At 66.5% G+C, this 25,743-nt stretch carries 22 protein-coding genes and 1 pseudogene; 8 read left to right on the top strand and 15 right to left on the bottom strand.

Going from position 1 to position 25,743, the window contains the following annotated elements:
- Nucleotides 1-60: 60 nt before the first annotated feature.
- The 4 genes from astD to FHT19_RS02435 form a co-directional block, all read right to left on the bottom strand.
- Nucleotides 61-1,470, bottom strand: coding sequence for a succinylglutamate-semialdehyde dehydrogenase (gene astD, locus FHT19_RS02450; protein ID WP_169473788.1), 1,410 nt, complete (start codon nucleotides 1,468-1,470; stop codon nucleotides 61-63).
- Nucleotides 1,471-1,475: 5 nt separating this feature from the next.
- Complete coding sequence (locus FHT19_RS02445) at nucleotides 1,476-2,486, bottom strand: arginine N-succinyltransferase (RefSeq protein WP_168554215.1); 1,011 nt, start codon at nucleotides 2,484-2,486, stop codon at nucleotides 1,476-1,478.
- Nucleotides 2,486-3,706, bottom strand: coding sequence for an aspartate aminotransferase family protein (locus FHT19_RS02440; protein ID WP_211184791.1), 1,221 nt, complete (start codon nucleotides 3,704-3,706; stop codon nucleotides 2,486-2,488). The genes FHT19_RS02445 and FHT19_RS02440 overlap by 1 nt, the downstream gene beginning before the upstream one ends.
- A 94-nt stretch (nucleotides 3,707-3,800) precedes the next feature.
- Nucleotides 3,801-4,838 (bottom strand): DUF1338 domain-containing protein, encoded by a 1,038-nt coding sequence (locus FHT19_RS02435; protein ID WP_169473786.1) that lies wholly within the window; start codon nucleotides 4,836-4,838, stop codon nucleotides 3,801-3,803.
- Nucleotides 4,839-4,937: 99 nt separating this feature from the next.
- Between FHT19_RS02435 and FHT19_RS02430 the strand changes: the two genes are divergently transcribed.
- The gene (locus FHT19_RS02430) at nucleotides 4,938-5,843 is read left to right on the top strand and encodes a LysR substrate-binding domain-containing protein (protein ID WP_169473784.1); all 906 of its coding nucleotides are present in this window, start codon (nucleotides 4,938-4,940) and stop codon (nucleotides 5,841-5,843) included.
- Nucleotides 5,844-5,901: 58 nt separating this feature from the next.
- On the opposite strand, the gene parC is transcribed toward FHT19_RS02430, so the two are convergent.
- Nucleotides 5,902-8,181, bottom strand: coding sequence for a DNA topoisomerase IV subunit A (parC, locus tag FHT19_RS02425; protein WP_169473782.1), 2,280 nt, complete (start codon nucleotides 8,179-8,181; stop codon nucleotides 5,902-5,904).
- Between the two features lie 127 nt (nucleotides 8,182-8,308).
- Here parC and FHT19_RS02420 point away from each other — a divergent pair, with 127 nt between their 5' ends.
- Entirely contained in the window at nucleotides 8,309-8,911 is a 603-nt protein-coding gene (locus FHT19_RS02420; RefSeq protein WP_168554211.1) for a type 1 glutamine amidotransferase domain-containing protein, read from the top strand.
- Here the strand turns inward: FHT19_RS02420 and FHT19_RS02415 are convergent.
- Nucleotides 8,908-10,008 carry an acyltransferase gene (locus FHT19_RS02415; RefSeq protein WP_248290238.1) on the bottom strand — a complete coding sequence of 367 codons (1,101 nt, stop codon included), beginning with the start codon at nucleotides 10,006-10,008 and terminating at the stop codon, nucleotides 8,908-8,910. The two genes, FHT19_RS02420 and FHT19_RS02415, sit on opposite strands and share 4 nt — an antisense overlap.
- Before the next feature lie 97 nt (nucleotides 10,009-10,105).
- Nucleotides 10,106-10,591, bottom strand: coding sequence for a cache domain-containing protein (locus FHT19_RS02410; RefSeq protein ID WP_168554209.1), 486 nt, complete (start codon nucleotides 10,589-10,591; stop codon nucleotides 10,106-10,108).
- Nucleotides 10,592-10,798: 207 nt separating this feature from the next.
- Here FHT19_RS02410 and FHT19_RS02405 point away from each other — a divergent pair.
- Nucleotides 10,799-10,966: pseudogene (locus tag FHT19_RS02405) on the top strand (plasmid stabilization protein); the annotation flags it as partial.
- Nucleotides 10,967-11,028: 62 nt separating this feature from the next.
- On the opposite strand, the gene FHT19_RS02400 reads toward FHT19_RS02405, so the two are convergent.
- Genes FHT19_RS02400 through FHT19_RS02385 form a run of 4 tightly spaced genes read right to left on the bottom strand, consistent with a single transcriptional unit; the run spans nucleotide 11,029 to nucleotide 14,595 of the window.
- Nucleotides 11,029-11,631 carry an ABC-type transport auxiliary lipoprotein family protein gene (locus FHT19_RS02400; protein ID WP_168554207.1) on the bottom strand — a complete coding sequence of 201 codons (603 nt, stop codon included), beginning with the start codon at nucleotides 11,629-11,631 and terminating at the stop codon, nucleotides 11,029-11,031.
- Nucleotides 11,632-11,652: 21 nt separating this feature from the next.
- Nucleotides 11,653-12,591, bottom strand: a complete 939-nt coding sequence (locus FHT19_RS02395; RefSeq protein WP_168554206.1) for an MlaD family protein — start codon at nucleotides 12,589-12,591, stop codon at nucleotides 11,653-11,655.
- A gap of 3 nt (nucleotides 12,592-12,594) precedes the next feature.
- Entirely contained in the window at nucleotides 12,595-13,473 is an 879-nt protein-coding gene (locus FHT19_RS02390; RefSeq protein ID WP_169473778.1) for an ABC transporter ATP-binding protein, read from the bottom strand.
- Nucleotides 13,474-13,476: 3 nt separating this feature from the next.
- Nucleotides 13,477-14,595, bottom strand: a complete 1,119-nt coding sequence (locus FHT19_RS02385) for an ABC transporter permease (RefSeq protein ID WP_168554204.1) — start codon at nucleotides 14,593-14,595, stop codon at nucleotides 13,477-13,479.
- Between the two features lie 127 nt (nucleotides 14,596-14,722).
- On the opposite strand from FHT19_RS02385, the gene FHT19_RS02380 reads away from it, so the two are divergent.
- From FHT19_RS02380 to FHT19_RS02360, 5 genes are all read left to right on the top strand, one after another.
- Nucleotides 14,723-17,452 carry a valine--tRNA ligase gene (locus tag FHT19_RS02380; RefSeq protein ID WP_169473776.1) on the top strand — a complete coding sequence of 910 codons (2,730 nt, stop codon included), beginning with the start codon at nucleotides 14,723-14,725 and terminating at the stop codon, nucleotides 17,450-17,452.
- Between the two features lie 166 nt (nucleotides 17,453-17,618).
- Nucleotides 17,619-18,365, top strand: coding sequence for a 7-carboxy-7-deazaguanine synthase QueE (locus FHT19_RS02375; RefSeq protein WP_169473774.1), 747 nt, complete (start codon nucleotides 17,619-17,621; stop codon nucleotides 18,363-18,365).
- Between the two features lie 92 nt (nucleotides 18,366-18,457).
- Entirely contained in the window at nucleotides 18,458-18,823 is a 366-nt protein-coding gene (locus tag FHT19_RS02370) for a hypothetical protein (RefSeq protein WP_169473773.1), read from the top strand.
- 124 nt (nucleotides 18,824-18,947) lie between these two features.
- Nucleotides 18,948-20,321 (top strand): glutamate--cysteine ligase, encoded by a 1,374-nt coding sequence (locus tag FHT19_RS02365; protein ID WP_169473770.1) that lies wholly within the window; start codon nucleotides 18,948-18,950, stop codon nucleotides 20,319-20,321.
- 14 nt (nucleotides 20,322-20,335) lie between these two features.
- Nucleotides 20,336-20,635 (top strand): putative quinol monooxygenase, encoded by a 300-nt coding sequence (locus tag FHT19_RS02360; RefSeq protein WP_168554199.1) that lies wholly within the window; start codon nucleotides 20,336-20,338, stop codon nucleotides 20,633-20,635.
- Nucleotides 20,636-20,695: 60 nt separating this feature from the next.
- On the opposite strand, the gene FHT19_RS02355 is transcribed toward FHT19_RS02360, so the two are convergent.
- From FHT19_RS02355 to FHT19_RS02340, 4 genes are all read right to left on the bottom strand, one after another.
- Nucleotides 20,696-22,102 carry an isoprenylcysteine carboxylmethyltransferase family protein gene (locus tag FHT19_RS02355; RefSeq protein ID WP_169473768.1) on the bottom strand — a complete coding sequence of 469 codons (1,407 nt, stop codon included), beginning with the start codon at nucleotides 22,100-22,102 and terminating at the stop codon, nucleotides 20,696-20,698.
- 59 nt (nucleotides 22,103-22,161) lie between these two features.
- Complete coding sequence (locus tag FHT19_RS02350; RefSeq protein ID WP_169473766.1) at nucleotides 22,162-23,550, bottom strand: PQQ-binding-like beta-propeller repeat protein; 1,389 nt, start codon at nucleotides 23,548-23,550, stop codon at nucleotides 22,162-22,164.
- A 94-nt stretch (nucleotides 23,551-23,644) separates the two neighbouring features.
- A complete protein-coding gene (locus FHT19_RS02345; protein WP_169473764.1) occupies nucleotides 23,645-24,403 on the bottom strand; it encodes a tetratricopeptide repeat protein in 759 nt (252 codons plus the stop codon).
- Between the two features lie 159 nt (nucleotides 24,404-24,562).
- Nucleotides 24,563-25,720, bottom strand: coding sequence for a glycosyltransferase family 4 protein (locus tag FHT19_RS02340; RefSeq protein ID WP_248290237.1), 1,158 nt, complete (start codon nucleotides 25,718-25,720; stop codon nucleotides 24,563-24,565).
- Between the last annotated feature and the right edge of the window lie 23 nt (nucleotides 25,721-25,743).

The following is a 25,743-nucleotide window of genomic DNA, read 5'->3' as shown; positions in this document are numbered from 1 at the left end:
CTGCGCATAACGCACGGATGCAAAAAAGGTGCCGGAAAAATCCGGCACCCGTGCGGTTTTTCAGGCCGGCACGCCGGGTACCGGTTGGGCCGCGATGGCCGGCGCTTCGAAACTGGCCATGGGCCAGGCGCAATAATCGGCAGCGTAATAGGCGCTGGGGCGGTGGTTGCCGCTTTCGCCAAGGCCGCCGAACGGCATGTTGGCCGCAGCCCCGGTGGTCGGGCGGTTCCAGTTGACGACCCCGGCGCGCACGAACAGGCGGAATTCATCCCAAAGCGCCGGATCGGCGGAGATCAGGCCGGCCGAAAGACCAAATGCGGTGTCGTTGGCGCTGGCCAGTGCCGCGGCAAAATCGGGCACCCGGCGCACGCTCAGCACGGGCGCGAACACTTCGCGATCGGGCACGGCAAGCCCGGTCACATCCAGGATCACGGGGGCAAAGAACGCCTCGCGCCGCCCGTCCTGCGCCGCTTCGGCCAGGATGGTGCGGGCGCCGCCTGCCACTAGGTCGCGCACCGCAGCGCGTGCGCCACGCGCCTGCGCGTCGCCCACCAGCGGGCCCATGAACGCCTCGCCCGGCTCGTCCCACGCGGCGATCGGCAGGCGCTGCGCCAGGTCTGCCAGCGCATCGACCACGCTGTCACCCCAGGCGCCTTCGGGCAGGATCAGCCGCCGCGCGCACGAACAGCGTTGGCCGCTGGTGACAAACGCCGAATGCACGATCAGGCTGGCCACCGCAGCCGGATCGCCATCCCAGGCCACCAGCGGATTGTTGCCGCCCAGTTCCAGCGCCAGGACCACGTCGGGCCGGTCGGCAAACTGGCGGCGGAAAATCTGGCCGGCCGTGGCCGAGCCGGTGAACAGCAGGCCGTCGATACGGCCCTTGAGCAGCGCTTCACCCGTCTCGCGCCCGCCCTGCAAGATGTTGAGCACGCCATCGGGCAGCCCCGCCTCGCGCCACAGGCCGACCATGGCAGCACCGGTCGCCGGCGTCAGCTCCGATGGCTTGAACACCACGGTGTTGCCGGCCAGGAGCGCCGGCACGATGTGCCCGTTGGGCAGGTGACCGGGGAAGTTATAGGGGCCCAGCACCGCCATCACGCCATGGGGGCGATGGCGCAGCGTGGCGCTGCCGAACGGCATTTCAGCCTGCCGCATGCCGGTGCGCTCGGCCTGGGCGGCGATGGATACGGCCACCTTGCCCGCCATGCCGGCCTGCTCGGTGCGGGTTTCCCACAGCAGCTTGCCGGTTTCCGCGCTGATCAGTTCGGCAAGCGCGGGGCTGGCCTTGACCAGGGTGGCATAGCGCTGGGCAATCGCCACCCGCTCTTCCAGCGGGGTGCGGGCCCAGGCCGGGAACGCAGCGCGGGCCTTGTCCAGCGCGGCGGTGCAGGCGGCCGCATCGGCCACATCGCCTTCCCACACCACGCGGCCATGGGCCGGATCAAACGACTGGAGCCTTTGGGTCACGGCAGTCAACTCACGATCAGGGCGTCGCCCGGGCGAATGCCCAAGGCGGCCAGGGTTGTTTCGGGAACGACCAGCGCGTCTTCGCCGATGCGCGCCGGCGTCAGCGTGGCCCGGAACGAGGCCAGGCCCGGCGTTGCCACCAGGTGGAGCCGATCATCGGGCCCGCTTTCCACCACGCCGGCGGCGGCGGGCAGGCTGCGCGCATTGCGAATGGTGCGCAGCTGGTCGCGCGGAGCAGTCACGGTGGGGCCACCGTCAAAGATGTCGATCAGCCCCGAACGGGTAAAGCCTTCGTCTTCCAACATCGCCAGCGCGCGCTCCCCATGGCGATGGACCTTGCCGATCGCCTCGCGCGCGGCCGGATCCACCAGTTCCAGATAGATGGGGTGGCGCGGCGCCAGGTCCAGGATGAACTGCCCGTCGGTGGCGGTGATCATCCGGTCGGCATCCTCGAACGGCAGGCGAAAGAACTTGGCGGCGATGCCATGCCAGAACGGGCTTTCGTCACGCTCGTCGAACCAGCCGCGCAGTTCGGCCATGATCGTGGCGGCAAACAGATCGCGGTTGGCGCCGATCAGGGCATAGCGCGCGCGGGCCAGCAGCGACCCCGCCCCGCCCTGCCGCTTGCGCGGGCGCAGGAACAGCGATCCCACTTCCGAAGCGCCGGTGCATTCGTTGACCAGCACCAGCGCCTGGTGATCGAACCGCGTGCCCGTGGCCGACGAATACTGCGCCAAGGTCATGACGCGGAACGAAAAGTGTGGCCGGTGCAGCCCGACCCCGCCCTTGATCCCGGCCACGCCTTCGATCATGCCGGTGTCGAGATCTTCCAGCATCAGCGTATACCACGCCTCGGCCGGGGCGACTTCACGGGCAAAGCTCTGCGCCGAAAGCGCCAGCCGCTCGGCCAGCAAGCCACGGTCTTCGGGCAGGCTGGTGAAGCCCTTGCCCGAAAGGAACGCCAGATCGAGCAGGGCATCGATGTCGGCCGGCCCGGCCGGCCGCACCACCAGCATCAGGCCGCCACCGCGCTGGCGGCGTGACCCAAGCCCCAGCCGCGCCCGCGCGCATCGGCCAGCGTCGCGTCGAGGCGGGCCAGCGCCTCGTCCACTTCAGCCGCCGTGATCAGCAGCGAAGGCAGCATGCGGATGCAGTTCTCGCCGCCGCCCGCCACCAGCAGGCCATGCTCGCGCGCCAGGGCCATCACCTCGCGGTTGTTGGCATGCAGCTTGAGCCCCATGAGCAGGCCCTTGCCGCGCGTTTCCACGATCTGATCGGGATAGCGCCCGGCAAGCTGGGCAAAGCCGGTGTAGAAACGGTCGGACATGGCGGCAACATGCGCCAGCGTGGCGTCTTGCGCAATCACGTCGAACACGGCGAGGCCCACGGCCATCGCCAGCGGATTGCCGCCAAAGGTGGTGCCATGCACGCCCGTCACCATGCCGCTGGCCGCTTCGGCCGTGGTCAGGCACGCGCCGATCGGAAAGCCGCCGCCCAGCGCCTTGGCAATGGCCATGATATCGGGCTCTGCGCCGGGAAACCACTGGTGGGCAAACAGCTTGCCGGTGCGGCCCATCCCGCTTTGCACTTCATCGTGGATCAGCAGCACGCCGTGTTCGCGCGTGAGGCGGCGCAGTTCCAGCAGGAACTCGCCCGACAGCGCCCGCGCGCCGCCTTCGCCCTGCACCGGCTCCACGATCACCGCCGCCGTGGTGGGGCTGGCAATCGCCTGTGCCAGGGCGGGCATGTCGTCGATCGACAACTGCACATAGCCGGGCAGGCGCGGCCCGAACCCTTCGAGGTAGGTGGGATTGCCCGAGGCGTTGATCGCCGCATAGGTGCGGCCGTGGAACGATCCGGCAAAGCCGATCACGTCGATGCGTTCGGCGTTACCCTTGGCATAGTGATAGCGGCGCGCGGTCTTGAGCGCGGCTTCCACTGCCTCGGTGCCCGAATTGGCGAAATAGGCCAGGTCGGCAAAGGTGGCACCGGTCAGCTTGTCGGCCAGTTCCTCCTGGCCGGGAATGCGGAAGATGTTGGACACGTGCCACAGCTTGTGCGCCTGCGCGGTGAGCGCCTCGACCAGCGCGGGATGCGCGTGACCCAGGCTGCACGTGGCAATGCCGGCCACGCAATCGAGGAAGCGACGGCCATCGCGGGCTTCCAGCCACACGCCTTCCCCACGTTCCACTTCGATCTGGGCACGGGCATAAAGCGGCATCAGAGCTTCAGACATGACGATTTCTCCCCGCAAACGAGATCGCGGATTTTGTGTTTCTGTTGGGTTTGACCCGCCCCCCGCGCGATTGCGGGCGGGGGGCGAAACGGGATCAGGCCGCGGCGGTCATCTTGAAGATGCCCGTGGCATTGCCGCTGTCGAACGTAAGGTCGAGCTTGCCCGTGGCGGCATCGACCCGCCGCGTGATGAATTCGAAGAACGATCCCGGCACGGTCTGCGCGGTCAGCGTGCCATCGTCGGCGCGGAACGAGCGCTTCACTTGCGCGGCGCGCAATGCCGTCTGGCGCACCCGGCCCGAGGCCGAGACTTCCACCTTGTCCTTGATGCTCCGCCCGGCCTCGCGCTCGCCCTGGGCCGTTTCCTCAACGTCGCTCACCCGGTCGGTCACATGGTTGAAGGCATTGCCTTCGGTGGAAATCCAGGCGGCTTCGGCGCTTTCGGCACGCAGGATTTCATAGTCGCGCTCGAACGGCACGGGATGCTGGCGATCGAACAGCCGCATCACCACCTTGAGCGCGGCGGCCGCGTCTTCCTGCGGCACGCTGCCGCCTGCGGCAAAGCGGGCCAGGACTTGCGCCGTCGCAGCATCGAGCCGATCGAGCGCGGAGCCGAACACCCGCACCGCCGCCTTGGAAAAGGCGGGCGAGAACTGGTCCACATGCAGTTCGCTCACAAAGAACTGCGGCATCGTTTCGGCAAAGCGCGCGTGGCACCACACATGCCCGGTCATCTTGAGCCGCGGCAGGGGATAGACGCCCACTTCGACATAGCCCAGGGGTTCGAGCACGCGGCGGAACGCCTCCACCCCGTTGGGCATGGCGCAGCGCGCGCCTTGCGGCAGGGCCACCGTACGCAGCGCGCCATGGTCGAGCACGATGCGGCGACCCTGGGCCGCGCATTGCGCCACATACTCGGCGCCTTCGGGCACGCGGTCGAGCAGATCGGCAAAAAGCACGAGGTTGAGTGCCTCGGCAAAGCGCAGGGCATCGATTCCATTGACCGGAGCATGGCTGCCCACCGGCACCATCGGCGCGGCCAGCGCACGAATCCGCGCGGCCTCGGCATCGCCAAGGACATTTTCGACAAGGTCCGAGCCGCTGCTTTGTTCGATGGTTGCCAAGTTCGGCATAATGCGCCCTTTCGATCTAATATCGTCTGGACATGCTATTTATGATAGGAAAGCCGTGCTTCAAAACGGGGAAGCATCATCTGTTGATCGGGTTTTGGAATGAGCGAATCGCGTCGTGAACTCCCTTCGATGACCGCGCTGGCCTGCTTCGTGACCGCAGCGCGCGAAGGTGGCTTTTCCCGCGCCGGCGAGCAGCTCGGTCTGACGCAAAGCGCGGTCAGCCGCCAGATTGCCCTGCTGGAAGAAGCGTTGCAAACACCGCTGTTCCAGCGTCATGGCCGCCGCGTCACGCTCAACGAAGCCGGCCGCGCCTATGCCGAGGATATCGAGCCGGCGCTGCGCCGCATCCGCATGGCCACGGCCAAGGCGATGGACCGTGGCAGCCGGCGCGACCTTGCCATCGCCACGCTGCCCAGCTTTGGCATGCGCTGGCTGGCGCCGCGCCTGCCGGGGTTGACCGCGCGCCACCCGGAATTGACCGTGAACTTTGCGGCACGCTCGTTTCCGTTCGACTTGCGCGAAGAGCGCTTCGATGCCGCGATCCACTTCGGCGCCGCCGATTGGGCCGATGCCGAAATGGTGCCGCTGTTTGCCGAACAGGCCGTGGTCGCCTGCTCGCCCACCTGGCTGGCGGCCGAAGGCGTGACACAACCCCAGGACCTGCTGGACAAGCCGCTGCTATTCCAGATTTCGCGGCGGAGCGCCTGGAACCGCTGGTTTGCCATGGCCGGCATCGAAGGCCTGCCGCCGCTCAAGGGCGCGACCTTCGAACACTTCCTGATGCTGGCCCAGGCCGCCGCGGCCGGATCGGGCGCCGCCCTGCTCCCGCGCTTCCTGATCGAACCCGAACTGCAATCCGGCTCGCTGGTAACCCCCTTTGCCACCGCGCTGGTGGACGAAGGCCAATACTACCTCGTGCTCCGCCCCGACTGGCGCGACCACCCAGGGCTGGTGAAATTCCACGACTGGCTGGTAGACGCGGCCAAGGAACAGGGCGAAACGTAGCGACCCTCCCCATGAAATGGGGAGGTGGCAGGCCGCAGGCCTGACGGGGGGCCGAAACCTAGAACGTGTTGTCGCGCGGGAAGCCCACCGGCGGCAGCCGTCCGGCCGCGCCGCGCGCGACTTTCCAGGGCAGCAGGTCCTTTTCCACGCGGGTGCGGCCGGTTTCGCCGCCCATCGTCCAGGTCAGCCCGTCGTCCAGCTTGAGCGTGATCGCGTCCGACAAGCCGCCGTCGCGATAGCGTTGCAGCGTCACCCCCTGCCCCTTGGCCAGGATCGGCACTTCCGAGAGGGCAAAGATCACCAGCTTGCGATTGTCGCCCACCACGGCCACGTGATCATGCTCGGGCGCGATTTCGCGCACGATCTTGAGGGTGACGCCCGGCTTGGTCGAAACCACGCCGCGCCCCTTGCGGGTCTCGGCCAGCAGTTCGTCCATCTCGGCGGCAAAGCCGCGCCCGGTGTTGGCCGCCAACAGCAGTTGCCCCTTGGGGCGATAGACCACCAGCGCCATGATGTGCGCGTCGGGATCGATGTCCACCATGGTGCGGATCGGCTCGCCAAAGCCGCGCGCGCCAGGGAGCTTGTCCGCCCCCAGGGTATAGAACCGCCCATTGTCGAGCGCGACGAGAAGCTTGTCGGTGGTCTGCGCATGCAGCACCCAGGCCGGGCCATCGCCTTCCTTGAACTTGAATTCGGTATCGAGCGGCAAGTGCCCCTTGGCCGCACGGATCCAGCCGCGCGCGGACAGCACCACCGTTACCGGTTCCTTCTCGATCATCGCGTCCATCGAGAATTCGCGCGTGGGCGCGGCTTCGGCAATCGTGGTGCGACGGCGGCCCAGCGCGGTGTGCGGGCCATAGTCCTTGCGCAGCGCGTTCAATTCGCGCTTCAGCCGCGTGCGCTGGCGCGCCGGGCTTTCCAGCAGCGCATTGAGATCGTCCTGCTCTGACAGCAGCGCGTCGCGCTCCTTGCGCAGTTCCATCTCTTCCAGCTTGCGCAGCGAACGCAGCCGCATGTTGAGAATGGCTTCGGCCTGGCGGTCGGTCAGGCCGAATTCGGCCATCATCACCGGCTTGGGCTCGTCCTCGGTCCGGATGATCTCGATGATCCGGTCGAGGTTGAGATAGGCAATGATATAGCCTTCGAGCAGTTCGAGGCGTGCGGCGATCTTGTCCAGCCGGTGCTGCGTGCGGCGCAGCATGATGTCGATCTGGCTGATCACCCATTCCTGCAACAGCAGCTTCAAGCCCAGCACGCCCGGCGTGCGATGCGCATCGAGCACATTGAGGTTGAGGCCGAAGCGCGTTTCCAGGTCGGTCAGCCGATAGAGCGATTCCTTGAGCAGTTCGGGATCGACGTTGCGGCTCTTGGGCACCAGCACAATGCGGATGTGCTCGTCGCTTTCATCGCGCACGTCTTCCAGGATCGGCAGCTTCTTGTCGGCGATCAGGGCCGCGATCTGTTCGATCAGCTTGCCCTTTTGCACCATGTAGGGAATTTCGGAGATGACCAGCTGCCATTGGCCGCTGCCCAGCCGCTCGATCCCGGTGTCCTCCCAGGCGCCATCCTGGCCCCGCCCGTTGGAAAAGCGGCCGCGCACGCGGATCGAACCACGCCCGGTTTCATAGGCGGCGGAAATGACCGCGGGGCTGTCCACCACCACGCCGCCGGTGGGGAAATCGGGGCCATGGAACACTTCCATCAACTGCGCATGTTCGACGCCGGGATTGTCGATCAGCATCAGCGTGGCATCGACGATCTCGGCCACGTTGTGGCTGGGAATGTTGGTGGCCATGCCCACGGCAATGCCACTGGCGCCATTGGCCAGCAGGTTGGGGAACAGGCCCGGGAAGATTTCCGGCTCCTGCTCCTCGCCATTGTAGGTGGGCACGAAATCGACCGTGCCTTCGTCCAGCCCGGCCATCAGGCGGATCGCGGTGGGCGTCAGCCGCGCTTCGGTATAGCGATAGGCGGCCGCGTTATCGCCATCGATATTGCCGAAATTGCCCTGGCCATCGACCAAGGGATAGCGCAGCGCGAAATCCTGCGCCAGGCGCACCATCGCGTCATAGACGCTGGCATCGCCATGCGGGTGATATTTGCCGATGACATCGCCCACCACGCGCGCCGATTTCTTGAAACCGCCGGTGGGATCGAGCCGCAATTGCCGCATCGCCCAGAGCAGGCGTCGATGCACCGGCTTGAGCCCATCGCGCAGATCGGGCAGCGAGCGCGCGGTGATCGTGGACAGGGCATAGACCAGGTAACGCTCCGACAGGGCGGAGTCGAACGGGGCATCGACGATAGCGTCGAACGGATCTTTGAAATCATCGGCCATGGCCCGCAGGGTTTAGGCCGCGCCGGCCGATTTCGCAACGCACTGTCGTGAACAAAACGAAACCGCCGGAACTGTCACCCCCACGGGCCATTGTGGGCAGGTACCCCCGAATTGACGGAGAAATGCCATGGCCAAACGCGTGTTGATCCTCGCCACCGACGGCTTTGAACAATCGGAATTGATCGATCCGAAAAAGGCCCTGGAAGCCGCCGGTATCGAAACCGTCGTGGCGAGCCCCAAGACCGGCTCGATCAAAGGCTGGAACCACACCGACTGGGGTGAAAGCGTGAAAGTCGATGCCCGCCTCGATGCCGTGGAAGCAGACGATTTCGATGCCCTGCTGCTGCCCGGCGGCCAGATGAACCCCGATGCCCTGCGCCTGGAGCCGCGGGTGATCGAGCTGGTCGAGGAATTCGACGACATGGACAAGCCCATCGCGGCCATCTGCCACGGCCCCTGGCTGCTGGTGGAAGCCGATATCGTCGATGGCCGCACCGTCACCGGCTGGCCCTCGATCCGCACCGACCTGGAAAACGCCGGGGCCGATGTGGTGGACCAGGCCGTGGCGATCGACGGCAACCTGATCACCAGCCGCAAGCCCGATGACATTCCCGCCTTTGCCCAGGCGCTGATCGACGCGCTGGAAGAAGACGAGGAAGAGGAAGAGGACGAAAAGGGCTGGGACGAGGACGAAGACGCCCTGCTCAAGGACGAGGAAGAAGAAGACTAATCCCGCGCCGCGAGACGCCCGCCGCTGAGCCATTGCGCCAGCGGCGGGCTGATCGCGCGCAAGGCGCGGCCGAGCAGCAACGTCGCCCCCAGCGCCAGCAGCGGCTGAGCCAGCAGGAACAGCGGATAGAGCGGTGCCCCCAGCGGCCCGGTGAGGGTGCCGATCGCCGGCCCGGCGCACCAGATCAGAATCAGGTGACAGCAGAACAGCAGGAACATGGCTGGCTCAAGGGTTTGCAGTGCGGCGCCAACGCGCGTTTCCGCCAGGCGCCAGGCCAGCGCCCAGAAACATAGCGCCGTGGCGCAGCGCATCGCCAGGTCCACTCCGGCGATCAGCAGCGGCGAGGCCCAGCCCTGCGCCTCGCCATAGAGTTCCAGCCAGATCTTCACCCCGGCCAGCACCAGATAGGGCGTCACGATCAGCGCTAGCGGCCCGCTGGCAATGCGCGCGGCGGCGTCGCGGCGACGCACCAGGATGCCCAGCACGAAGAAGCCCAGGATCGAGGGGCGCTGCAACAGCGGGAAGACCGGCGGCGCCAGACTCCAAGCCAGCGCAGCCACCGCCACCACCGCCAGCGTGCGATCCCCCTGCCGCACCAGCAGCGGGGCCATCAGCAAGCACAGGAACAGATCGCGCAGGAACGGCATCTGCACGTTGATTTCGTTGGGATGGACAAGACCGGTCAGTTCATTGGCCAGCCAGCCCCACGAGGTGGGCTGCGGCGCATAGAGCCAACCGAGCCACGCCGCGCCGGAAACCACCACGATGGCAATGGCATTCCACGCCAGCATCGGCACCAGCACGGTGCGCGCCTTGCCCACCAGGAACGCGCGCGCGCCGCGCCGGACCAGCGAAGGGCCGACCAGCCAGCCCGAAACCAGGCTGAGCAGCGGCACCGACGAACGCGCCAGCAACTCGATCAGCCCCCAGCGCAGCAATCCCTGCGGCGTATGGTCGAGCGCGGTCAGCGCCGGGCCATAGAGTCCCGTCCAGGCGTGGACATAGACGATGCCCAGGATGCACAAAACGCGAGCCAGGCCGATCGCACGCGAGGTGCGCACACGGGTTTGGGCAAACGTCTCGCTTTCCTGGAACACGGGGCCTGACATCCTTGCATCTGGCCCCCACCGCGCGATGGCGCGGCTGGGCCATGGATGTCAAACCCGCCAAGCGGCCAAACGTGCCCCGCCCGCGTTATCCGGCGTAATATCCCACGCCGACAATGTGATCGCCCACCCGCTGCACCAGCGAGCGCTTGTGCTCCACGCGGTTGTCCGCGCGGTTGAGCCACACGTAATCGACGCGGCCGCCACCCTTGGCCTTGGCGAGCGCGATCATGTCCCGCACCAGCGGCTTGCCTTCGGCATCGGTCATGTCGGTGGCATCGCTGCCCACCAGCTTGGGATCGGCGCCCGACGCTTCATAGCGGCCGGTCATGCTGAACACGAAGACGTAGAGTTCGCGGGTGTGGAACGCGCCGGCCGGATCGTTGAATTCGGCAAAGGCCTTTTGCGGGCCCACGCCTTTCAGTTCGGCCACGGCGCGGGTGAGCAGGGCCTGGGCGTCGGCCGATCCGGCATGCGTCGCGGCCTGCGCCGGTGCCGGCACGAAAGCCAGGGGCACCAGGGCCGCGCATGCGAAGGCGGGCGCCAGAATCAGGCGGAGAAACTTGGGCAACATCGATCGAACCTCCTTGGACGCGTGGGTCAACGCCCCGGAAGAAACGCCGCGCGGCGGACTATCGCGCGATCCCTCGTGGGTGAGCATGCTCTACCCCCGCGCCGCGCACGCGTCGGTGCGCTAGATCAAATGCGGCAAATTTCGGGAACCATCCCCCGGCCCTGCCCCTTGGACGCAGCAAGAGCCTCACGTTCCAGGAGACATGCCATGCCCCAAGGCAGCAAGGACGCCTATACCGACAAGCAGAAGCGCAAGGCCGAACATATCGAGGAAAGCTATGAGGATCGTGGGCTGAGCAAGGACGAAGCGGAAAAGCGCGCCTGGGCCACGGTCAACAAGCAGGACGGTGGCGGCAAGAAATCCGGCTCGGGCCGCAAGGGCTGATTGCCCGATAGCAGCGAACCCTGGATTTGATCCGGGGTTCGCTTCTTGCCAGCTCAGCCCAGCCAGTCCACCACCTGGCGCGCCACGTCGTTGGCGGCCTGGTTCAACGCTGGCCCGATCGCCTGGGCATCATCGTCGATATTGGGCACGCGTGCTTCAAAGCGGCGCGTTTCGATGCGGCCGCCGGGTGCTTCCTTGACCGCGTCAAAGCGCACCACGGCGCTGCGGCTGGGCAAGTCATAGCCCATCGCCAGCAAGCGGCCAGACAGCCGCTGTTCCCACTGGTTCACGTCGCTTTCCACCACCAGGTGGCCGCCCTTGGCCCGCAGCGTCTCGGCGATGAGGTGCTGGAACTGGCGGGCGGGGCGTTCCACCCACTGCGTCTTTTTGAGATAGGCCACGTTGCTGGCGTCGATCTGCACCGGCACGCGCAGCACGGATACGCGCGCATCGGCGGCCGGCTCCATTACCACCACCGATTTGGCCAGCGTGCCCGTGGCGCCCTGGCCGGCAGGCACGGTGGCCTCGGGGGTGAGCGCCAGCAGGCTGGCCGGCGCCTTGGCGCCGATGCTGACGCAGCCCGACAGGCCAACGCTGGCAGCCAGCAGCACGGCAAGGGCCGGACGCGGCGCGGGGAAGAGCAAACGCAGTGTCATGTCAAACTCCCCTGGCGGCGATCAATGCTTGTAATCGGGCAGCTTGGGACTGCCAAACACGCTGCTGACGCCGCGATCGTTGATGCGATCGGTCAATTCGCGCAAGGACCGGGTGGTGGCCTGGAGATCGCGCATCGCCGCTTCGGCCGCCGGCAGCGTCTTTTCATCGAACTGCTTGAGGCCGGGTTGCGCCGCATTGGCCGTGGCGTTGAGCGCATCGGCCGCCCCTTGCGCCGACTTGAGCGTGTCGCGCAGCTGCTTGGCCAGGCCATTGCCCTGGTCGTTGAGCAGGTTGTCGGCAGAGCCGGCCACCTTTTCGAAGGCGGACAGCGTGTAGGTCGCCTGGCGCAGCGTGGCTTGCAGTTCAGACAAGGTACGCTGCACCTGGGGCGAGGCATCGGCCAGGTTCGCGGTCATCTTGTCGGTGTGCGCCAGGATATTCTCGATCGACTTCTGGTTCTTGTCCGACAGCACCATGGTGAGCCGCTCGGTCAGCGTGGCCAGCCGTTCGAGCAGCAGCGGCGCGTTGGACAAGATTTCGCCCAGGCCCGAACGCTTGGTCGGGATCACGGGCGCGCCTTCCGGCCCCGGCTGGTCGATCGGCGGGGCGCCTTTCACCGCGCCAGCCAGCTGGATCGTGGAAACGCCGGTAAAGCTGCCCTGGATGCTGGCGGTGGTGCCCATCAGGATCGGCACGCGCTTGTCGATGGCAATGCGCACGCGCACGAACTCGGGGTCTTTCTCCCACAGCTCGATGTCCTTCACCTGGCCCGAAGGCACACCCGAAAACGACACTTCCGATCCCTTGGCCAGGCCATCGACCGATTGCTTGAAGAAGATGTCGTATTCGTTCTGCGCATGCTGGTTGAGCCGCGCGATCCAGATCGTGAGGACCGCCGCGCCGATCAGCAGCAGCAGCGTGACCGCCCCGACCCAGATATGGTTTGCCCGCGTTTCCATCGCTTATTCCTGTTCCATCGCGCCAGTGTCCGCCAGGAGACTTGGTTGCACCACACTGGCCGATTCGCGGTCTTGCGCATCCTTGGCCGCCCGGCCGCGCGGACCATTGAAATATTCCTGGATCCAGGGATGATCCAGCGCCAGCAATTCCGGGATCGTGCCCACCGCAATCACTTTCTTGTCGGCCAGCACCGCCACCCGATCGCAGATCTCGTAAAGGGTATCGAGATCGTGGGTGATCAGGAACACGGTCAGCCCCAGGGTTTCCTGCAGGCTGCGGATGAGGTTGTCGAACGCGGCGGCGCCGATCGGATCCAGCCCGGCGGTCGGTTCATCCAGGAACAGCAATTCGGGATCGAGCGCCAGCGCGCGCGCCAGGCCGGCGCGCTTCTTCATGCCGCCCGAAAGCTCTGACGGATACTTGCTGGTGGCGTTCGCCGGCAGGCCCGAAAGCAAGACCTTGTAGCGCGCGATCTCGTGGCGCAGTTCGTCGGTAATCTCGGGATAGAATTCGCGCAGCGGCACTTCCACGTTTTCCGCCACGGTCAGCGTGGAAAACAAGGCGCCGCCCTGGAACAGCACGCCCCACTGGCTGCGGATGTCGATATCCTCGTCGTCGCGCGCATCGGTGATCGACCGGCCGAGCACTTCGATCGAGCCTTCGGCCGGGATCTGCAACCCGATGATCGAGCGCATCAGCACCGATTTGCCGGTCCCCGATCCACCCACCACGCCGATGATCTCGCCGCGCTTCACGTCAAGGTCGAGCCCGTCGTGGATCACATGGTCGCCAAAGCGATTGATCAACCCGCGCACGCGGATCGGGAAATCGCCTTCGAATTCGTCGGGAATTTCGGCCAGATGGGCTGACGAGTCGTTCATGGCTCAGCCCCAGCCGATCTTGGTGAAGAACACCGCAAAGAAGGCGTCGAGCACGATGACGGTGAAGATTGCCAGCACCACGGCCGAGGTGGTGCGCGTGCCCACTTCCTCGGCATTGGTCTTGACCTGCATGCCCTGGTAGCAGCCAGCCACCGCCACGATCAGGCCGAACACCGGCCCCTTGACCAGGCCCACCCACACGTCGTGGATCGGCACCACTTCCTGGATGCGCGCCAGGAACGTGAGGAACGGAATGCCAAGGCTCACCGAGCCAAGGAAGGCGCCGCCGATGATGCCCAGCACCGAAGAATAGATGCCGAGCAGCGGCAGCATGATCATCGTGGCGATGATGCGCGGCAGGACCAGAGCCTCGGTCGGCGAAACGCCGATCGTGCGCATGGCGTCCACTTCCTCGGTCAGCTTCATCGTGCCCAGCTGCGCGGCAAAGGCCGAGCCGGAACGCCCCGCGACCATGATCGCGGTCATCAGGATGCCCAGTTCGCGCAAGGTAAGCCGGCCGACCAGGTTGATCGTATAGATTTCAGCGCCGAACTGCTGGAGCTGCACCGCGCCTTGCTGCGCGATCACCACGCCGACCAGAAAGCTCATCAGCCCGACGATGCCCAGGGCGTTGACGCCGACGAGTTCCATCTGGTGGATCAGTGCCAGGGCGCGGAAGCGGCGCGGATGGCGCAGGATCGTGCCACCGGCCGAAACCGCCTGGCCCAGGAACCCCACCACTTGCAGGAACCCGACACCCAGCGCGATGACCACTTTGCCCACTTCATCGGGCACCCGCTGCAGCAGCGGCAGGCGCGGGGCACGAATGCTCTCGCGGTTTTCGTCGGTGTCGCTGATCGCCTTGATCAGGCGCTCGGCCTCGTCCCGGCAATTGACGATGCGCGCGCCAAGCTGTTGCGACAGGCGCCACACCGTCCATGCGCCCACCGTGTCCATGCGCTCCACGTCGCGCACGTCGATTTCGTCAACGGACTCGGAAATGTGGCGCAGGCGCCGGTCCACCAGCCCCAGCGAGGATACCACCATGGGGCCGCTGAAACGCAGCACACCACCGTGCTCCGCCTGGCCCGGCTCTATCGTGAAATCGGCTAAGGCTCTCATCCTGCCCACTTCATGGGGGAAAACAGAAGGGGCGACAAGTGCATCACGTGCGGCGGAACGCATGAATGGGCGTTTCCGTTCCTTCCCGCGCTTGCGATGCCCGGCGGCAACTGGCAAGGCGCCGGCCATGAGCGAGACGAATACGCAGCAGGAATCGGGCCAGGAGCAGCTGAACGAAGCGCAGCTGGCCAAGACGTTCGAACCGGGCGCTATCGAGGCGCGCTGGTACAGCCATTGGGAAAGCCAGGGGCTTTTCCGGCCCGAGCGCGCCGATGCCACGCCGTTCACCATCGTGAACCCGCCGCCCAACGTAACCGGCTCGCTCCACATCGGCCACGCGCTGGACAACACGCTGCAGGACATCGTGATCCGCCACGAGCGCCTGAAAGGCAAGGATGCGCTGTGGGTGGTGGGCACCGACCACGCCGGCATCGCCACGCAGATGGTGGTGGAGCGCCAGCTCGAAGCCGCCCAAGACAAGCGCACCAACTACACCCGCGAGCAGTTCGTGGAGAAAGTGTGGGAATGGAAGGCGGAAAGCGGCGGCACGATAACGCGCCAGCTGCGCCGCCTGGGCTGTTCGATGGACTGGAGCCGCGAACAGTTCACCATGGACCCGCATTTCACCCGCGCCGTGGTCAAGGTCTTCGTCGATCTGCACAAGCAGGGCCTGATCTACCGCGACAAGCGGCTGGTGAACTGGGACCCCAAGCTCAAGACCGCGATTTCCGACCTGGAAGTGGAAACGCGCGAAGTCCAGGGCCACTTCTGGCGCTTCCGCTACCCGCTCGCCGATGGCGTGACGCTGGATAGCGGCGCCGATCACATCGTGGTGGCCACCACGCGCCCGGAAACCATGCTGGCCGACATGGCCGTGGCCGTGCACCCCGACGACGAGCGCTATAAAAGCGTGATCGGCAAGCACGTCGTGCTGCCGCTGACCGGCCGGCGCATTCCCATCGTGGCCGACGAACACGCCGATCCGGCGCTGGGCACGGGCGCGGTCAAGATCACGCCGGGCCACGATTTCAACGATTTCGAAGTGGGCCGCCGCGCGGGCATCGAAGCGCGCGACATGCTCAACATGCTCGACGCCGAAGCGCAGGTGGTGCAGACCGCCGATGGCCTGATCCCGCAAGAGTTCCTGGGCCAGGACCGCTTCTTCGCGCGCAAGGCCGTGGTCGAGGCGCTCAAGGCGGAAGGCCTGCTGGTGCCCCATGTCACCAAGGACAAGGAAGGCAACGAGACCGAGCACGACGCGGAGCCGCGCACGATCCAGACGCCGTTCGGCGATCGCGGCGGCGTGGTGATCGAACCCTGGCTGACCGACCAGTGGTATGTGAACGCGGAGTTCCTCGCGCGCCGCCCGATCGAGGCGGTGCGTTCGGGCGCCATCGAGATCGTGCCCAAGTCGTGGGAAAAGACCTTCTTCAACTGGATGGAAAACATCCAGCCCTGGTGCGTCAGCCGCCAGCTGTGGTGGGGCCACCGCATTCCGGCGTGGTACGATGCGGAAGGCACGCCCTATGTGGCCGAGACCGAGGAAGAAGCACAGGCGCTCGCCGGCAACAAGCCGCTGACCCGCGACGAAGACGTGCTCGACACCTGGTTCTCCTCCGCCCTTTGGCCCTTCGCCACGCTCGGCTGGCCGGACGAGACCGAACTGGTCAAGCGCCACTATCCGAACGATCTGCTGGTTTCGGGCTTCGACATCCTGTTCTTCTGGGATGCGCGCATGGCCATGCAGGGCCTGCACTTCATGGACGAAGTGCCGTGGAAGCGGCTCTATCTCCACGGGCTGGTGCGCGCGGCCGATGGCCAGAAGATGTCCAAGTCCAAGGGCAACGTGGTCGATCCGCTGGGCCTGATCGACAAGTACGGCGCCGACGCGCTGCGCTTCTTCATGGCTGCGATGGAAAGCCAGGGCCGCGACGTGAAGATGGATGAGAAGCGGGTGGAGGGCTATCGCAACTTCGCCACCAAGCTGTGGAACGCGGCGCGCTTCTGCCAGGCCAACGGCATCACCGCGTCCACCACGCTCGAAGCGCCGGCCGCGACGAGCGCGGTCAACCGCTGGATCGTGGGCGAAGTGGTGGAAACCGTCGCCGCGCTCGATCAGGCCATGGCCGATCTGCGTTTCGATGCGGCGGCCAACACGATCTATCACTTCGTGTGGGACACGTTCTGCGACTGGTACATCGAACTGATCAAGGGATCGTTCGACGATGAAACCCGTGCCGTGGCCGGCTGGGTGCTCGACCAGATCCTGGTCATGCTCCACCCGTTCATGCCCTTCGTCACCGAAGAACTCTGGCATGCGCTTGGCGCCCGCCAGAACGAGTTGATCGTCGCCCGCTGGCCCGCCCCGCAGGCCTCGGTCGATGCCGCCGCCAAAGGCGAAGTGGAGTGGCTGATCGCGCTGGTTTCGGCCCTGCGCACCGCCAAGAACGAACTGGGCATCGCGCCCGGTGCGCGTCTTGAGGCCTATCTGGCCGAGCCGAGCGCACAGACCGCCGCGACCATCGCCGCCAACCCGGCCGCGATCGAGCGCCTCGCCCGCCTTTCGGCGATCCATTTCGCCTCAGCACCCGCCGGCGCGGCGATGCAGATCGTGGCCGGTGACGCGACGCTGGTGGTGCCGCTTGACGGCGTGATCGACATCGCCGCCGAAAAGGCCCGCCTGGAAAAGGCCCTGGCCGCCGCGCAAAAGGAAGCAAAGGCGCTGGAAGGCCGCCTGGGCAATCCCTCGTTCGTCGAACGCGCCAAGCCCGAAGCGGTAGAAAAGGCCCGCGCCGACCACGCCCACCACAGCGCCGAAGCCGAGCGATTGAGCGCGGCCCTGGCGCGGCTGGGGTAACGGTGGCGCAAGGCCTTCTTCCTCTCCTCCTCTTCAGAGGAGGGGATCGAGGGGTGGTGGCGCCCGGCACGGGCGCAGCGTTGTGCTCACCACCCCCACCCCCCTCCTCTGAAGAGGAGGGGGCTTATAATGCGCCCCAGATACTCCCCGTGCCGGGGAGGATGGCTTGACCATCGCCCTTGCCACGACCACGCCGGGCGAGCCGGAAATCTTCGCCTCGCTCCAGGGCGAAGGCCCATCGGCCGGGCGGCCCTCGTTGTTCATCCGCCTGTCGCGTTGCAACCTGGCCTGCCAGTGGTGCGACACGGCCTATACCTGGCGCTTTACCGGCGACAATCGCCCGCACCGCGATGGCCTGGCGTTCGAGCGCCAGGCCAACCAGTTGGTCCTGCAAGAAGACGACATCGTTGCCCGCCTGCTGGCTTTTCCGCAGGACCGGCTGGTGGTGACCGGTGGGGAGCCGCTGTTGCAGGCCCCGGCCCTGGCCCGCGTGCTGGCCGCGCTCAAAACCGCGCGGCCGGGCTTGCATGTGGAGATCGAAACCAACGGCACCGTGGCGCCTGCGCCCGCCATCGATCCGCTGATCGACCAGTTCAATGTCTCGCCCAAGCTCGCCCATTCCGGCAATCCGGCCGACCTGGCGCTCATCCCGGCCCGGCTCGCCGCCTGGGCGGCCGAGCCCCGCGCCTTCTTCAAGTTCGTGGTGGCAAGCCCCGAGGACTGCGATGAAGTGGCCGCGCTCCAGGCCACTTACGGCATCCCCGGCGAACGCCTGTTCGTGATGCCCGAGGGGACCGACAGCGACACCGTAAGATCGCGCGAAAAATGGCTTTCGGCCCTGGCGCTGCAACACGGCTGGCGCATGAGCGACCGGCTGCACATCCATCTCTACGGCGACACGCGCGGAACCTGAGGCAAGCTGCGGAACCATTCGTCGCAAGGCCCCTGCCCGCTGCCCCGCGCGGTTGCTATGCCATTGCCGGGAACAGCAAAGGGACGCATGCCATGAGGGTCAATCCACTGTTTGCCGCCGCGCTGATCGCGGTGGCCTTGCCGGTTGCGGCGCACGCCGATGACCCTGCCGATCCGTCGATGCGCAGCAGCACCGCCCGGGCCCGCGATCACGAGGCGATCCGCCGCATGAACCAGGCCCAGCTCGATTACGTGCGGGCACGGGACGCCCGCTATGCCCGGCAATACCGGGAATCGACGGCCGCGCCCGATGCCTATGGCTATGGCTATGGTGCAGGCTATGCGCGGGGCGACGATGGCTATGCCCAGGCCCAGGCGCAATACCAGCGTGACCTGGCCGCCTGGCGCCAGGCCGTGGCCGATTGCCGCGCCGGATATTACGAGGCCTGCGGGCGATAGGCGGGCGGCTGGCCAGGCCCTGCTTGCGCAAAAGAGACCTGTTCTTGATTGTTGCTGTCCTGCAATTGTTCATCCTGCGTTTAGCGCTGGCGCAAAGCCCTTTTGCCGACTAACGGATGCGCGCATGAGCACGAGACAGGTTTCAGATAGCAACGATCCCCTCATCGAGAGCCGGGACCAGCTGGTGATACCCATGCAGCGCGGGGAAAAACCGCGCGAGGCTTGGCGAATCGGCACCGAGCACGAGAAGTTCGTCTATCGCACGGCCGATCACGCCGCCCCTTCGTATGACGAGCCCGGCGGCATCCGCGACCTGCTCATGGCGCTGACCGAATTCGGTTGGGAGCCGGTGATGGAAGGCGGCAAGGTCATCGCCATGGCCGGCCCCGATGGCACGGTCAGCCTGGAACCGGCGGGCCAGCTGGAACTGTCGGGCGCGCCGCTGGAAAGCCTGCACCAAACCTGCGCCGAAACCGGGCGCCACCTTGCCCAGGTAAAGACCATCGGCGATCGCTTTGGCCTGGCCTATCTTGGCCTGGGCCTGTGGCCCGACAAGGCGCGCGCCGATCTGCCGATCATGCCCAAGGGCCGCTACGAGATCATGCTGCGCCACATGCCCCGCGTGGGCACGATGGGCCTCGACATGATGCTGCGCACCTGCACCATCCAGACCAACCTGGACTATGCCAGCGAAGCAGACATGGTGCAGAAGTTCCGCGTCAGCCTGGCGTTGCAGCCCCTGGCCACCGCGCTGTTCGCCAATTCGCCGTTCCTGGAAGGCAAGCCGAACGGCTTCCTTTCCTATCGCAGCCACATCTGGTCCGACACCGATCCCGCGCGCACCGGCATGCTGCCGTTCGTGTTCGAAGACGGCTTCGGCTATGAACGCTATGTCGACTACATGCTCGACGTGCCGATGTATTTCGTGTTCCGCGATGGCAAGTATATCGACGCGGCCGGCCAATCTTTCCGCGATTTCCTGGATGGCAAGCTGCCTGCCCTGCCCGGCGAAAAGCCGCGGCGGAGCGACTGGGTCGATCACCTCTCCACCGCTTTCCCCGAAGTGCGGCTGAAGTCGTTCCTCGAAATGCGTGGCGCCGATGGCGGCCCGTGGAGCCGCATCTGCGCGCTGCCTGCGCTGTGGGTGGGCCTGCTCTATGACCAGGGTGCGCTCGACGCGGCGTGGGACCTGGTCAAGGACTGGGACATGGCGGGCCGCGAAACCTTGCGCGCCAGCGTGCCCAAGCTGGGCCTCGATGCGCCGCTGCCGGGCGGCGGCAGCTTGCGCGACATCGCGCCCCGCGTGCTCGAAATCGCCCGTTCCGGCCTTGCCGCGCGTGGGCGTCTCAACGACGCGGGTGACAACGAGACCGGCTATCTTCTGCCGCTCGACGAGATCGTCGCATCGGGCAAGAGCCCGGCCGAGCGCCTGCTCGACCTTTATCACGGTGCCTGGGCCGGGGATCTGTCCCAGGTCTATGCCGCCAAGAGCTTTTGAGAGGATTGCACGCCATGATCCTGGTGATGGGTACGTTCCGCCTGCCGACCGCTTCGTTCGAGGCCGCGGCACCGCTGATGCGCAAGGTGATCGAGGCCACTCGCGCCGAAGACGGCTGCCTTGCCTATGCCTATTCGCACGATGCGCTTGATCCCGAACTGATCCACGTAAGCGAAAAGTGGCGCGACCGCGCCGCGATCGACGCCCATTTCAAGACCGCGCACATGGCCACCTGGGCCGAAGAGCGCAAAGCCCTGGGCCTGAGCGAGCGCAACATCCGCGTTTACGAAAGCGACGAGGGCGTCGCGGTCTGACGCCTTTGCGTCAGGCTTCGCACCACCCCAACCCCCTCCTCTCAAGCGGAGGGGGTTTTTTTATGCCTGCAGCTTCTCCCCCTCCGCTTCAGAGGAGGGGGATGGGGTTTGGTGGATACCAAGCGCCGACCGCCCGAACACCAGACGCCCCAGCCGCACCAGCCGCCGCGTGATCAGCCCGTGCTGCGCCATCCAGGCGTGGTATTCGCGATACTTGGCATCTTCCGCCAGCAGGTGCTTTTCCTCGGTCTTGGCGCGCCAGAAATAGACCGCGCTGACCAGGGCCAGCGTCACCGTGTTGCGCACGGCATCCACCTTGGAATGGGTGGTGGCCAGGAACGGCATCGTCACCAGCCACCAGAACAGGTTCTTGGAAAGATAGGCCGGGTGGCGCGTGAAGGCATAAGGGCCATTGGTCAGCACGCCGCGATAGGTGAGGTTGGAAAAGCGCAGGCCGAAGGCAATCGTGGCCCAGGCATAGATCGCGGTGAGCACGACTTGCGCGATGCCCCAGATCCACAGCAGCGCCGGGTGGCCATCGAACCAGAACGCCCATTCAGCGGTGTTCTGGTGGTAATCGAGCACGCCGCCCCCGCCCATCAGCACGAACGGCGGATAGCACATCAGCGCCGCCACCCAACCCGCCAGGAACGGATTGGCGGTGCGGATATGCGCGTCGAGCGGCTTCATCGTCAGCAGATAGCCGACCATGGCGATCTGGACGTCGATCATGAACATCGCTTCGATCGCGGTATAGGACCAGCGCACCGGATCGTGGGCCAGCCCGGTCCAATCCGCTTCCACCACGGCGGCAAAGCCACCGGGCAGGATCGAGATCATGAACGCGCAGAAAAAGCCTTTCACCGCCCAGGCGCGGGCATGGTGCCACACTTGCGCGATGTCATAAGGCTCGCGCCCGATCAGCATGGCACCGAAATGCCAGGCCCCGTCGCGCGGGTTTACCAGAACCCGATCGAGCCACAGGACATAGGGAATGGCCCCCAGGAACAGGAACGGCGCCGCCTGCTCCAGCAGGTCCATGGCAAAGAGATAGGGCCCGCGCCAATACCAGCGCCCGAGGCAATAGACGAAAGCGATGATCGCCCAGGTGGCCCACAGCCCCGCCAGCTTGGTGATCGACACCTCGATGCCGCTGCGCCAGGGGCGCGGCGCCGACCAGTCGATTCCGGTAGAGGGACGGCGATGGACCTTGTCCACCAGCAGCGACCAGGCGACCATCGGCGTGCCGGAAAAAACCAGCGCCAACACCGCCGCGCTCGATCCCGAAAGCCGCGCGCGCGGCCCGGGCAGGCCCAGCGCATCGACGATCTGCGGCCAGGACCGGCAAATGGCGATCCACAGCAGCAGGCCGGCAAGGCCCGCGAGGCCGACCCAGGCGGAAACGTCGCTGGGCGGCCGGGATCGCGGCAGGTCTGGCGGAACGGCGCGGGTGGGCGTTTCTGTCATGCCCGCCCGCTTATACCGCCAGAAGTGGAAATTCGGTGAAGAAGGTTAACGCCCAGGTATCAACGCCAAGCGGTGATCTGGCCGCTGTCGTCCAGCACGAACAGCGTCTTGTCGGCCACGATCGGCGCCAGGGTGACCGAAGCGGCCACCTTGGCCATGCGCGCCAGCGTGCCATCGCCCACCGTCACGGTGGAAACCTCGCCGCGCGAATTGGCCACCCACAGCTTGTTGCCGGCCAGCACCGGGCCGGTCCAGAAGATCGGGGCTTCCTTCTTCTTGGGCTTCATATAGCGGGGCAACTGGCTCATCCAGCGCACCTTGCCGGTGGACTTGGCGATGCACAGCAGCTTGGCTTCGTCGGTGAGGGTAAAGATCCACTCACCGGCCACAGCCGGGGTGGAAATGCCCGCCAGGTTCAGTTCCCAGATGCGCTGGCCGCTGACCAGTTCATAGGCGGCCATGCGCCCGCCCTGGCCGAGGGCATAGACCCGGCCGCGTTCCACGATGGGGTCGGCATCGATATCGGTCAGCGTGGAAACGCTGGTGGCGATCGACGTGCGCGCCAGCGCGTCGGACCACAGCTGCCGCCCGTTTTCATAGCGATAGGCCACCAGTTCGCCCGAGCTGTAACCGGCGATCACCGTGCCCTGGCCAGCGGCCGGGGCAGCCACGCCGAACACGCCGCTCTGCGTGACCGAGGCAGACTGGTTCCACAAGTTCGCGCCGTCGGCCACGTTGAGCGCAAAGATCTGGTTATCCTGCGTCATCACATAGACCGCGCCGAACGCCACGGTGGGCGCGCCGCGCAGCGGGCCGGCCGGCTTGACCCGCCACTTGATCTTGCCGGTGGTGGCATCGAGCGCGGCCACTTCGCCAAGGCCAGTGGTGACATAGACGCTGCCATCATCATAGCTCGCGCCGCCGCCAAAGATCGAATCGTTCTTGTCCGGCACGCGGAAGCCCTGCTTCCACTTTTCGTGGCCGGTGTTCTCGTCCAGCGCATGGACGATGCCGTCGGTGTCCATCACGAACAGCGTGCCGCCGCCCACCACCGGCGAGGCTGCCAGGCGCTGCTTGGGCGAGGAACCGGGGATGCGGACCGTCCACAGCTTGCGCGGGGCATCGGCCAGGGCCAGGTGGCCCGATGCCTTGCTGGCCGTGCCGCCGCCCTGGGCCCATTCGGTGTTGACCACCGGTGCCGGCACGACCACGTCCATGCTAGCCAGCGTGGCATCTACCTTGGTGCCCGCTTCGATCCGCGAAAGCACCGGAACGCGCTCACCCACCGTGGGCGTGGCCTTGACCTTGGACTTGTGCCCGGCGCAACCGCCCAGAACCAGAGCCAGGCCCAATACCGCTGCAGGGAGCATGGCCGCCGGGGCCAGCATCGCCGGACGGCGGCGCCCGGTGCCCTGGCTCGCTTGGCCCTGGCTGGAAATGCGGATCATGCCTGTCTTCCTTGTCCTGTCATGCCACGGCCGACCATGGGGCAGCGGTGGGCAATTCCTGTGCGCCCGATCGCGCGGGCAACGCTTGTGCGCTTTATTGGCTCTGCGCCTGGCTGACCACGGCCGAGACATCGTCCACCGCGTCAACGCCCAGGCTGCCGGCCACTTGCCGCGCACGGCGCTTGATCGAATCGGGCACGTCCTTGTCCTTGGCGATGGACGCGAACAGGCGCCCGGCCTGGTCGTTGCGCCCCTGCTTGAGATAGGCCAGGCCCACCAGCTCACCCGCGCTGCCGAACCACGGGCTGCCCGGCACGGCCAGGGGCATCAGGCGGTCGATCACCTGCTGGGGGGAGAGCTTGTCGAACGTCAGCGCCACTTCGCGCACGGTGGCCGCATCGCGATAGGCTTGCGGGGCGTTGCCATCGGCGGCAACGGCGGCAAAACTCTTGGCGGCCTGGTCTGCCTTGCCATCGTCCTGCGCCTTGCCGGCAAGCAGAAGCTGCGCGGCCGCGCGGTTGCCCGGCGTACCGTCCTTGGCAAGCGTATCGAGAAGGCCCTGCGCGCCCTTGGCGTTGTTCGCCTCGGTATCGTCAAGCGCCAGGGTCAGTTGTTCGCCCTGCTGCCCACGCAGGCTTTCCTGGTGGTTGCTGTACCACAGCCAGCCGCCCAGGCCGGCCAGGCCGAGCAGCACGGCCGCACCAATCGGCAAGCCCCAGCGGCGGATCGCGTCCATCGCTTCTTCCTGGCGCAGGGCATCGTCCACCTCGCGGGCAAACACGTCGCCCTGGGCGGCGCGTGCGGCGGCAAGCTGTTCGGATCGGTTTTGCGGGCGGTTCGGTCTCAGGGCCAAGGCTGCGCTTTCGGCGGTTAAGGGCAAGGGATGGGCAATAATTGCACGGCAATGGGCGCGGTGTTTAGCGGATGGAGCCACCTTTTCAACGCCTATGATGCTGCCTGTCCCCCGCTGAACCGCCGGTTAAGCGCAACATCGCGACACATGTCCCCTGCATCATGGAAATTGCCCGTGTCCCAGGGCGGCGGCATAGATGCGGGCATAGTGGGCCGCCATGACGCTTTCATCGTAATCGCGGGTCGCCAGCACGCGATTGGCCGCGCCCACGCGGCGGCGGGCCAGTTCGTCCTGCGCCAGTTCCAGCATGGCCGCGGCCAGGGCCGCCTCGTCTCCCACCGGGGTGATGAACCGCGCGTTTTCGGCCGAAACGATCTCTGCCACGTCGCCCACGGCGGGGCTGGCCACGGCCAGGCCGGCGGCCATCGCTTCCACCACCGAAAGCGGGAACTGCTCGCTGTCGCTCGACAGGGCGAAGAAATCGAACAGGCCCACGGCCAGCGCCGGATCGGGCACATGGCCGGGCAAGTGCACGCGGTGGCCGATATCCAGGTCCATCGCCTGGGTCAGGATCGCCTCGCGCTCCGGCCCTTCGCCCAGGATCACCAGGTGCCAGTTTTCCGGCAGGGCGCGAAACGCGCGCACCAGGCGCGGCAGGTTCTTGACCGCGCGCAGGCCCGCCAGGGTGCCCACCCACTTTTCCCCCGGTCGCTTGATCACGCGCGGCAGGGCGTCGGCGCGAGCCTTGCGGGCATAGGCGGCCGTGTCCACCCCGTTGGCAATGCGATGCACTTTGCCCGCCGGCTGGTGCCAGGCGTCCTGTGCCACGGCTTCCAGTCGGCGCGAAGGCACCACCAGCGCGCTGGCACGGGCGAGCGCAATGCGGCGGAACCAGTTGCGGCGGGGGTTGAGCCGCTCTGCCTCGTCCTGGTTGAAGCCGTCTTCGTGATGCACCAGCGGCGCCAGGCCATAGAGCGGAGCGAACAGGGCATGGGCCATGACCGCGTCCATCGCCCCCCAGTTGTAGGTGCAGATCAGATCGAACCCCTGCATCCCACGAGCGAGGGTTTGCAGCCGGCGCACCCCCAGCTTGCCCGCCAGAGGCGGAAAACCCAGCGGGAAATGCACCGAAAGCCCGCGCGCCAGCAGGCTGCGCGCGCCCAGTGCGCCAGGCTGTGCCGAAACCACCGAATGATCGAGCGCATTGCCGAAGCGGTTCATCAGCGCGACGCTGCGCCGTTCCTTGCCCCCGGCATCGAACGTGGAATGCAGGTGCAGCACATGCAGGCGGCGAGCCGGGCTGGCAGGTTGGGTCATGGCGATTCCCCGGTACTGGCGCG

The sequence above is a fragment of the Novosphingobium sp. SG919 genome, from assembly GCF_012932495.1.
GTDB classification, from domain to species: domain Bacteria; phylum Pseudomonadota; class Alphaproteobacteria; order Sphingomonadales; family Sphingomonadaceae; genus Novosphingobium; species Novosphingobium rhizosphaerae.
The sequence above is the reverse complement of the archived record's forward strand: the minus strand, read 5'-3'. Positions and strand labels throughout refer to the sequence as shown.

Coding starts and splice junctions, on each gene's coding strand:
- FHT19_RS02445 (WP_168554215.1), bottom strand. CDS start 2,486: ATGCTGGTGGTGCGGCCGGCCGGGCCGGCCGACATCGATGCCCTGCTC.
- FHT19_RS02440 (WP_211184791.1), bottom strand. CDS start 3,706: ATGTCTGAAGCTCTGATGCCGCTTTATGCCCGTGCCCAGATCGAAGTG.
- FHT19_RS02435 (WP_169473786.1), bottom strand. CDS start 4,838: ATGCCGAACTTGGCAACCATCGAACAAAGCAGCGGCTCGGACCTTGTC.
- FHT19_RS02430 (WP_169473784.1), top strand. CDS start 4,938: ATGAGCGAATCGCGTCGTGAACTCCCTTCGATGACCGCGCTGGCCTGC.
- parC (WP_169473782.1), bottom strand. CDS start 8,181: ATGGCCGATGATTTCAAAGATCCGTTCGACGCTATCGTCGATGCCCCG.
- FHT19_RS02420 (WP_168554211.1), top strand. CDS start 8,309: ATGGCCAAACGCGTGTTGATCCTCGCCACCGACGGCTTTGAACAATCG.
- FHT19_RS02410 (WP_168554209.1), bottom strand. CDS start 10,591: ATGTTGCCCAAGTTTCTCCGCCTGATTCTGGCGCCCGCCTTCGCATGC.
- FHT19_RS02400 (WP_168554207.1), bottom strand. CDS start 11,631: ATGACACTGCGTTTGCTCTTCCCCGCGCCGCGTCCGGCCCTTGCCGTG.
- FHT19_RS02395 (WP_168554206.1), bottom strand. CDS start 12,591: ATGGAAACGCGGGCAAACCATATCTGGGTCGGGGCGGTCACGCTGCTG.
- FHT19_RS02390 (WP_169473778.1), bottom strand. CDS start 13,473: ATGAACGACTCGTCAGCCCATCTGGCCGAAATTCCCGACGAATTCGAA.
- FHT19_RS02385 (WP_168554204.1), bottom strand. CDS start 14,595: ATGAGAGCCTTAGCCGATTTCACGATAGAGCCGGGCCAGGCGGAGCAC.
- FHT19_RS02380 (WP_169473776.1), top strand. CDS start 14,723: ATGAGCGAGACGAATACGCAGCAGGAATCGGGCCAGGAGCAGCTGAAC.
- FHT19_RS02370 (WP_169473773.1), top strand. CDS start 18,458: ATGAGGGTCAATCCACTGTTTGCCGCCGCGCTGATCGCGGTGGCCTTG.
- FHT19_RS02365 (WP_169473770.1), top strand. CDS start 18,948: ATGAGCACGAGACAGGTTTCAGATAGCAACGATCCCCTCATCGAGAGC.
- FHT19_RS02360 (WP_168554199.1), top strand. CDS start 20,336: ATGATCCTGGTGATGGGTACGTTCCGCCTGCCGACCGCTTCGTTCGAG.
- FHT19_RS02355 (WP_169473768.1), bottom strand. CDS start 22,102: ATGACAGAAACGCCCACCCGCGCCGTTCCGCCAGACCTGCCGCGATCC.
- FHT19_RS02350 (WP_169473766.1), bottom strand. CDS start 23,550: ATGATCCGCATTTCCAGCCAGGGCCAAGCGAGCCAGGGCACCGGGCGC.
- FHT19_RS02340 (WP_248290237.1), bottom strand. CDS start 25,720: ATGACCCAACCTGCCAGCCCGGCTCGCCGCCTGCATGTGCTGCACCTG.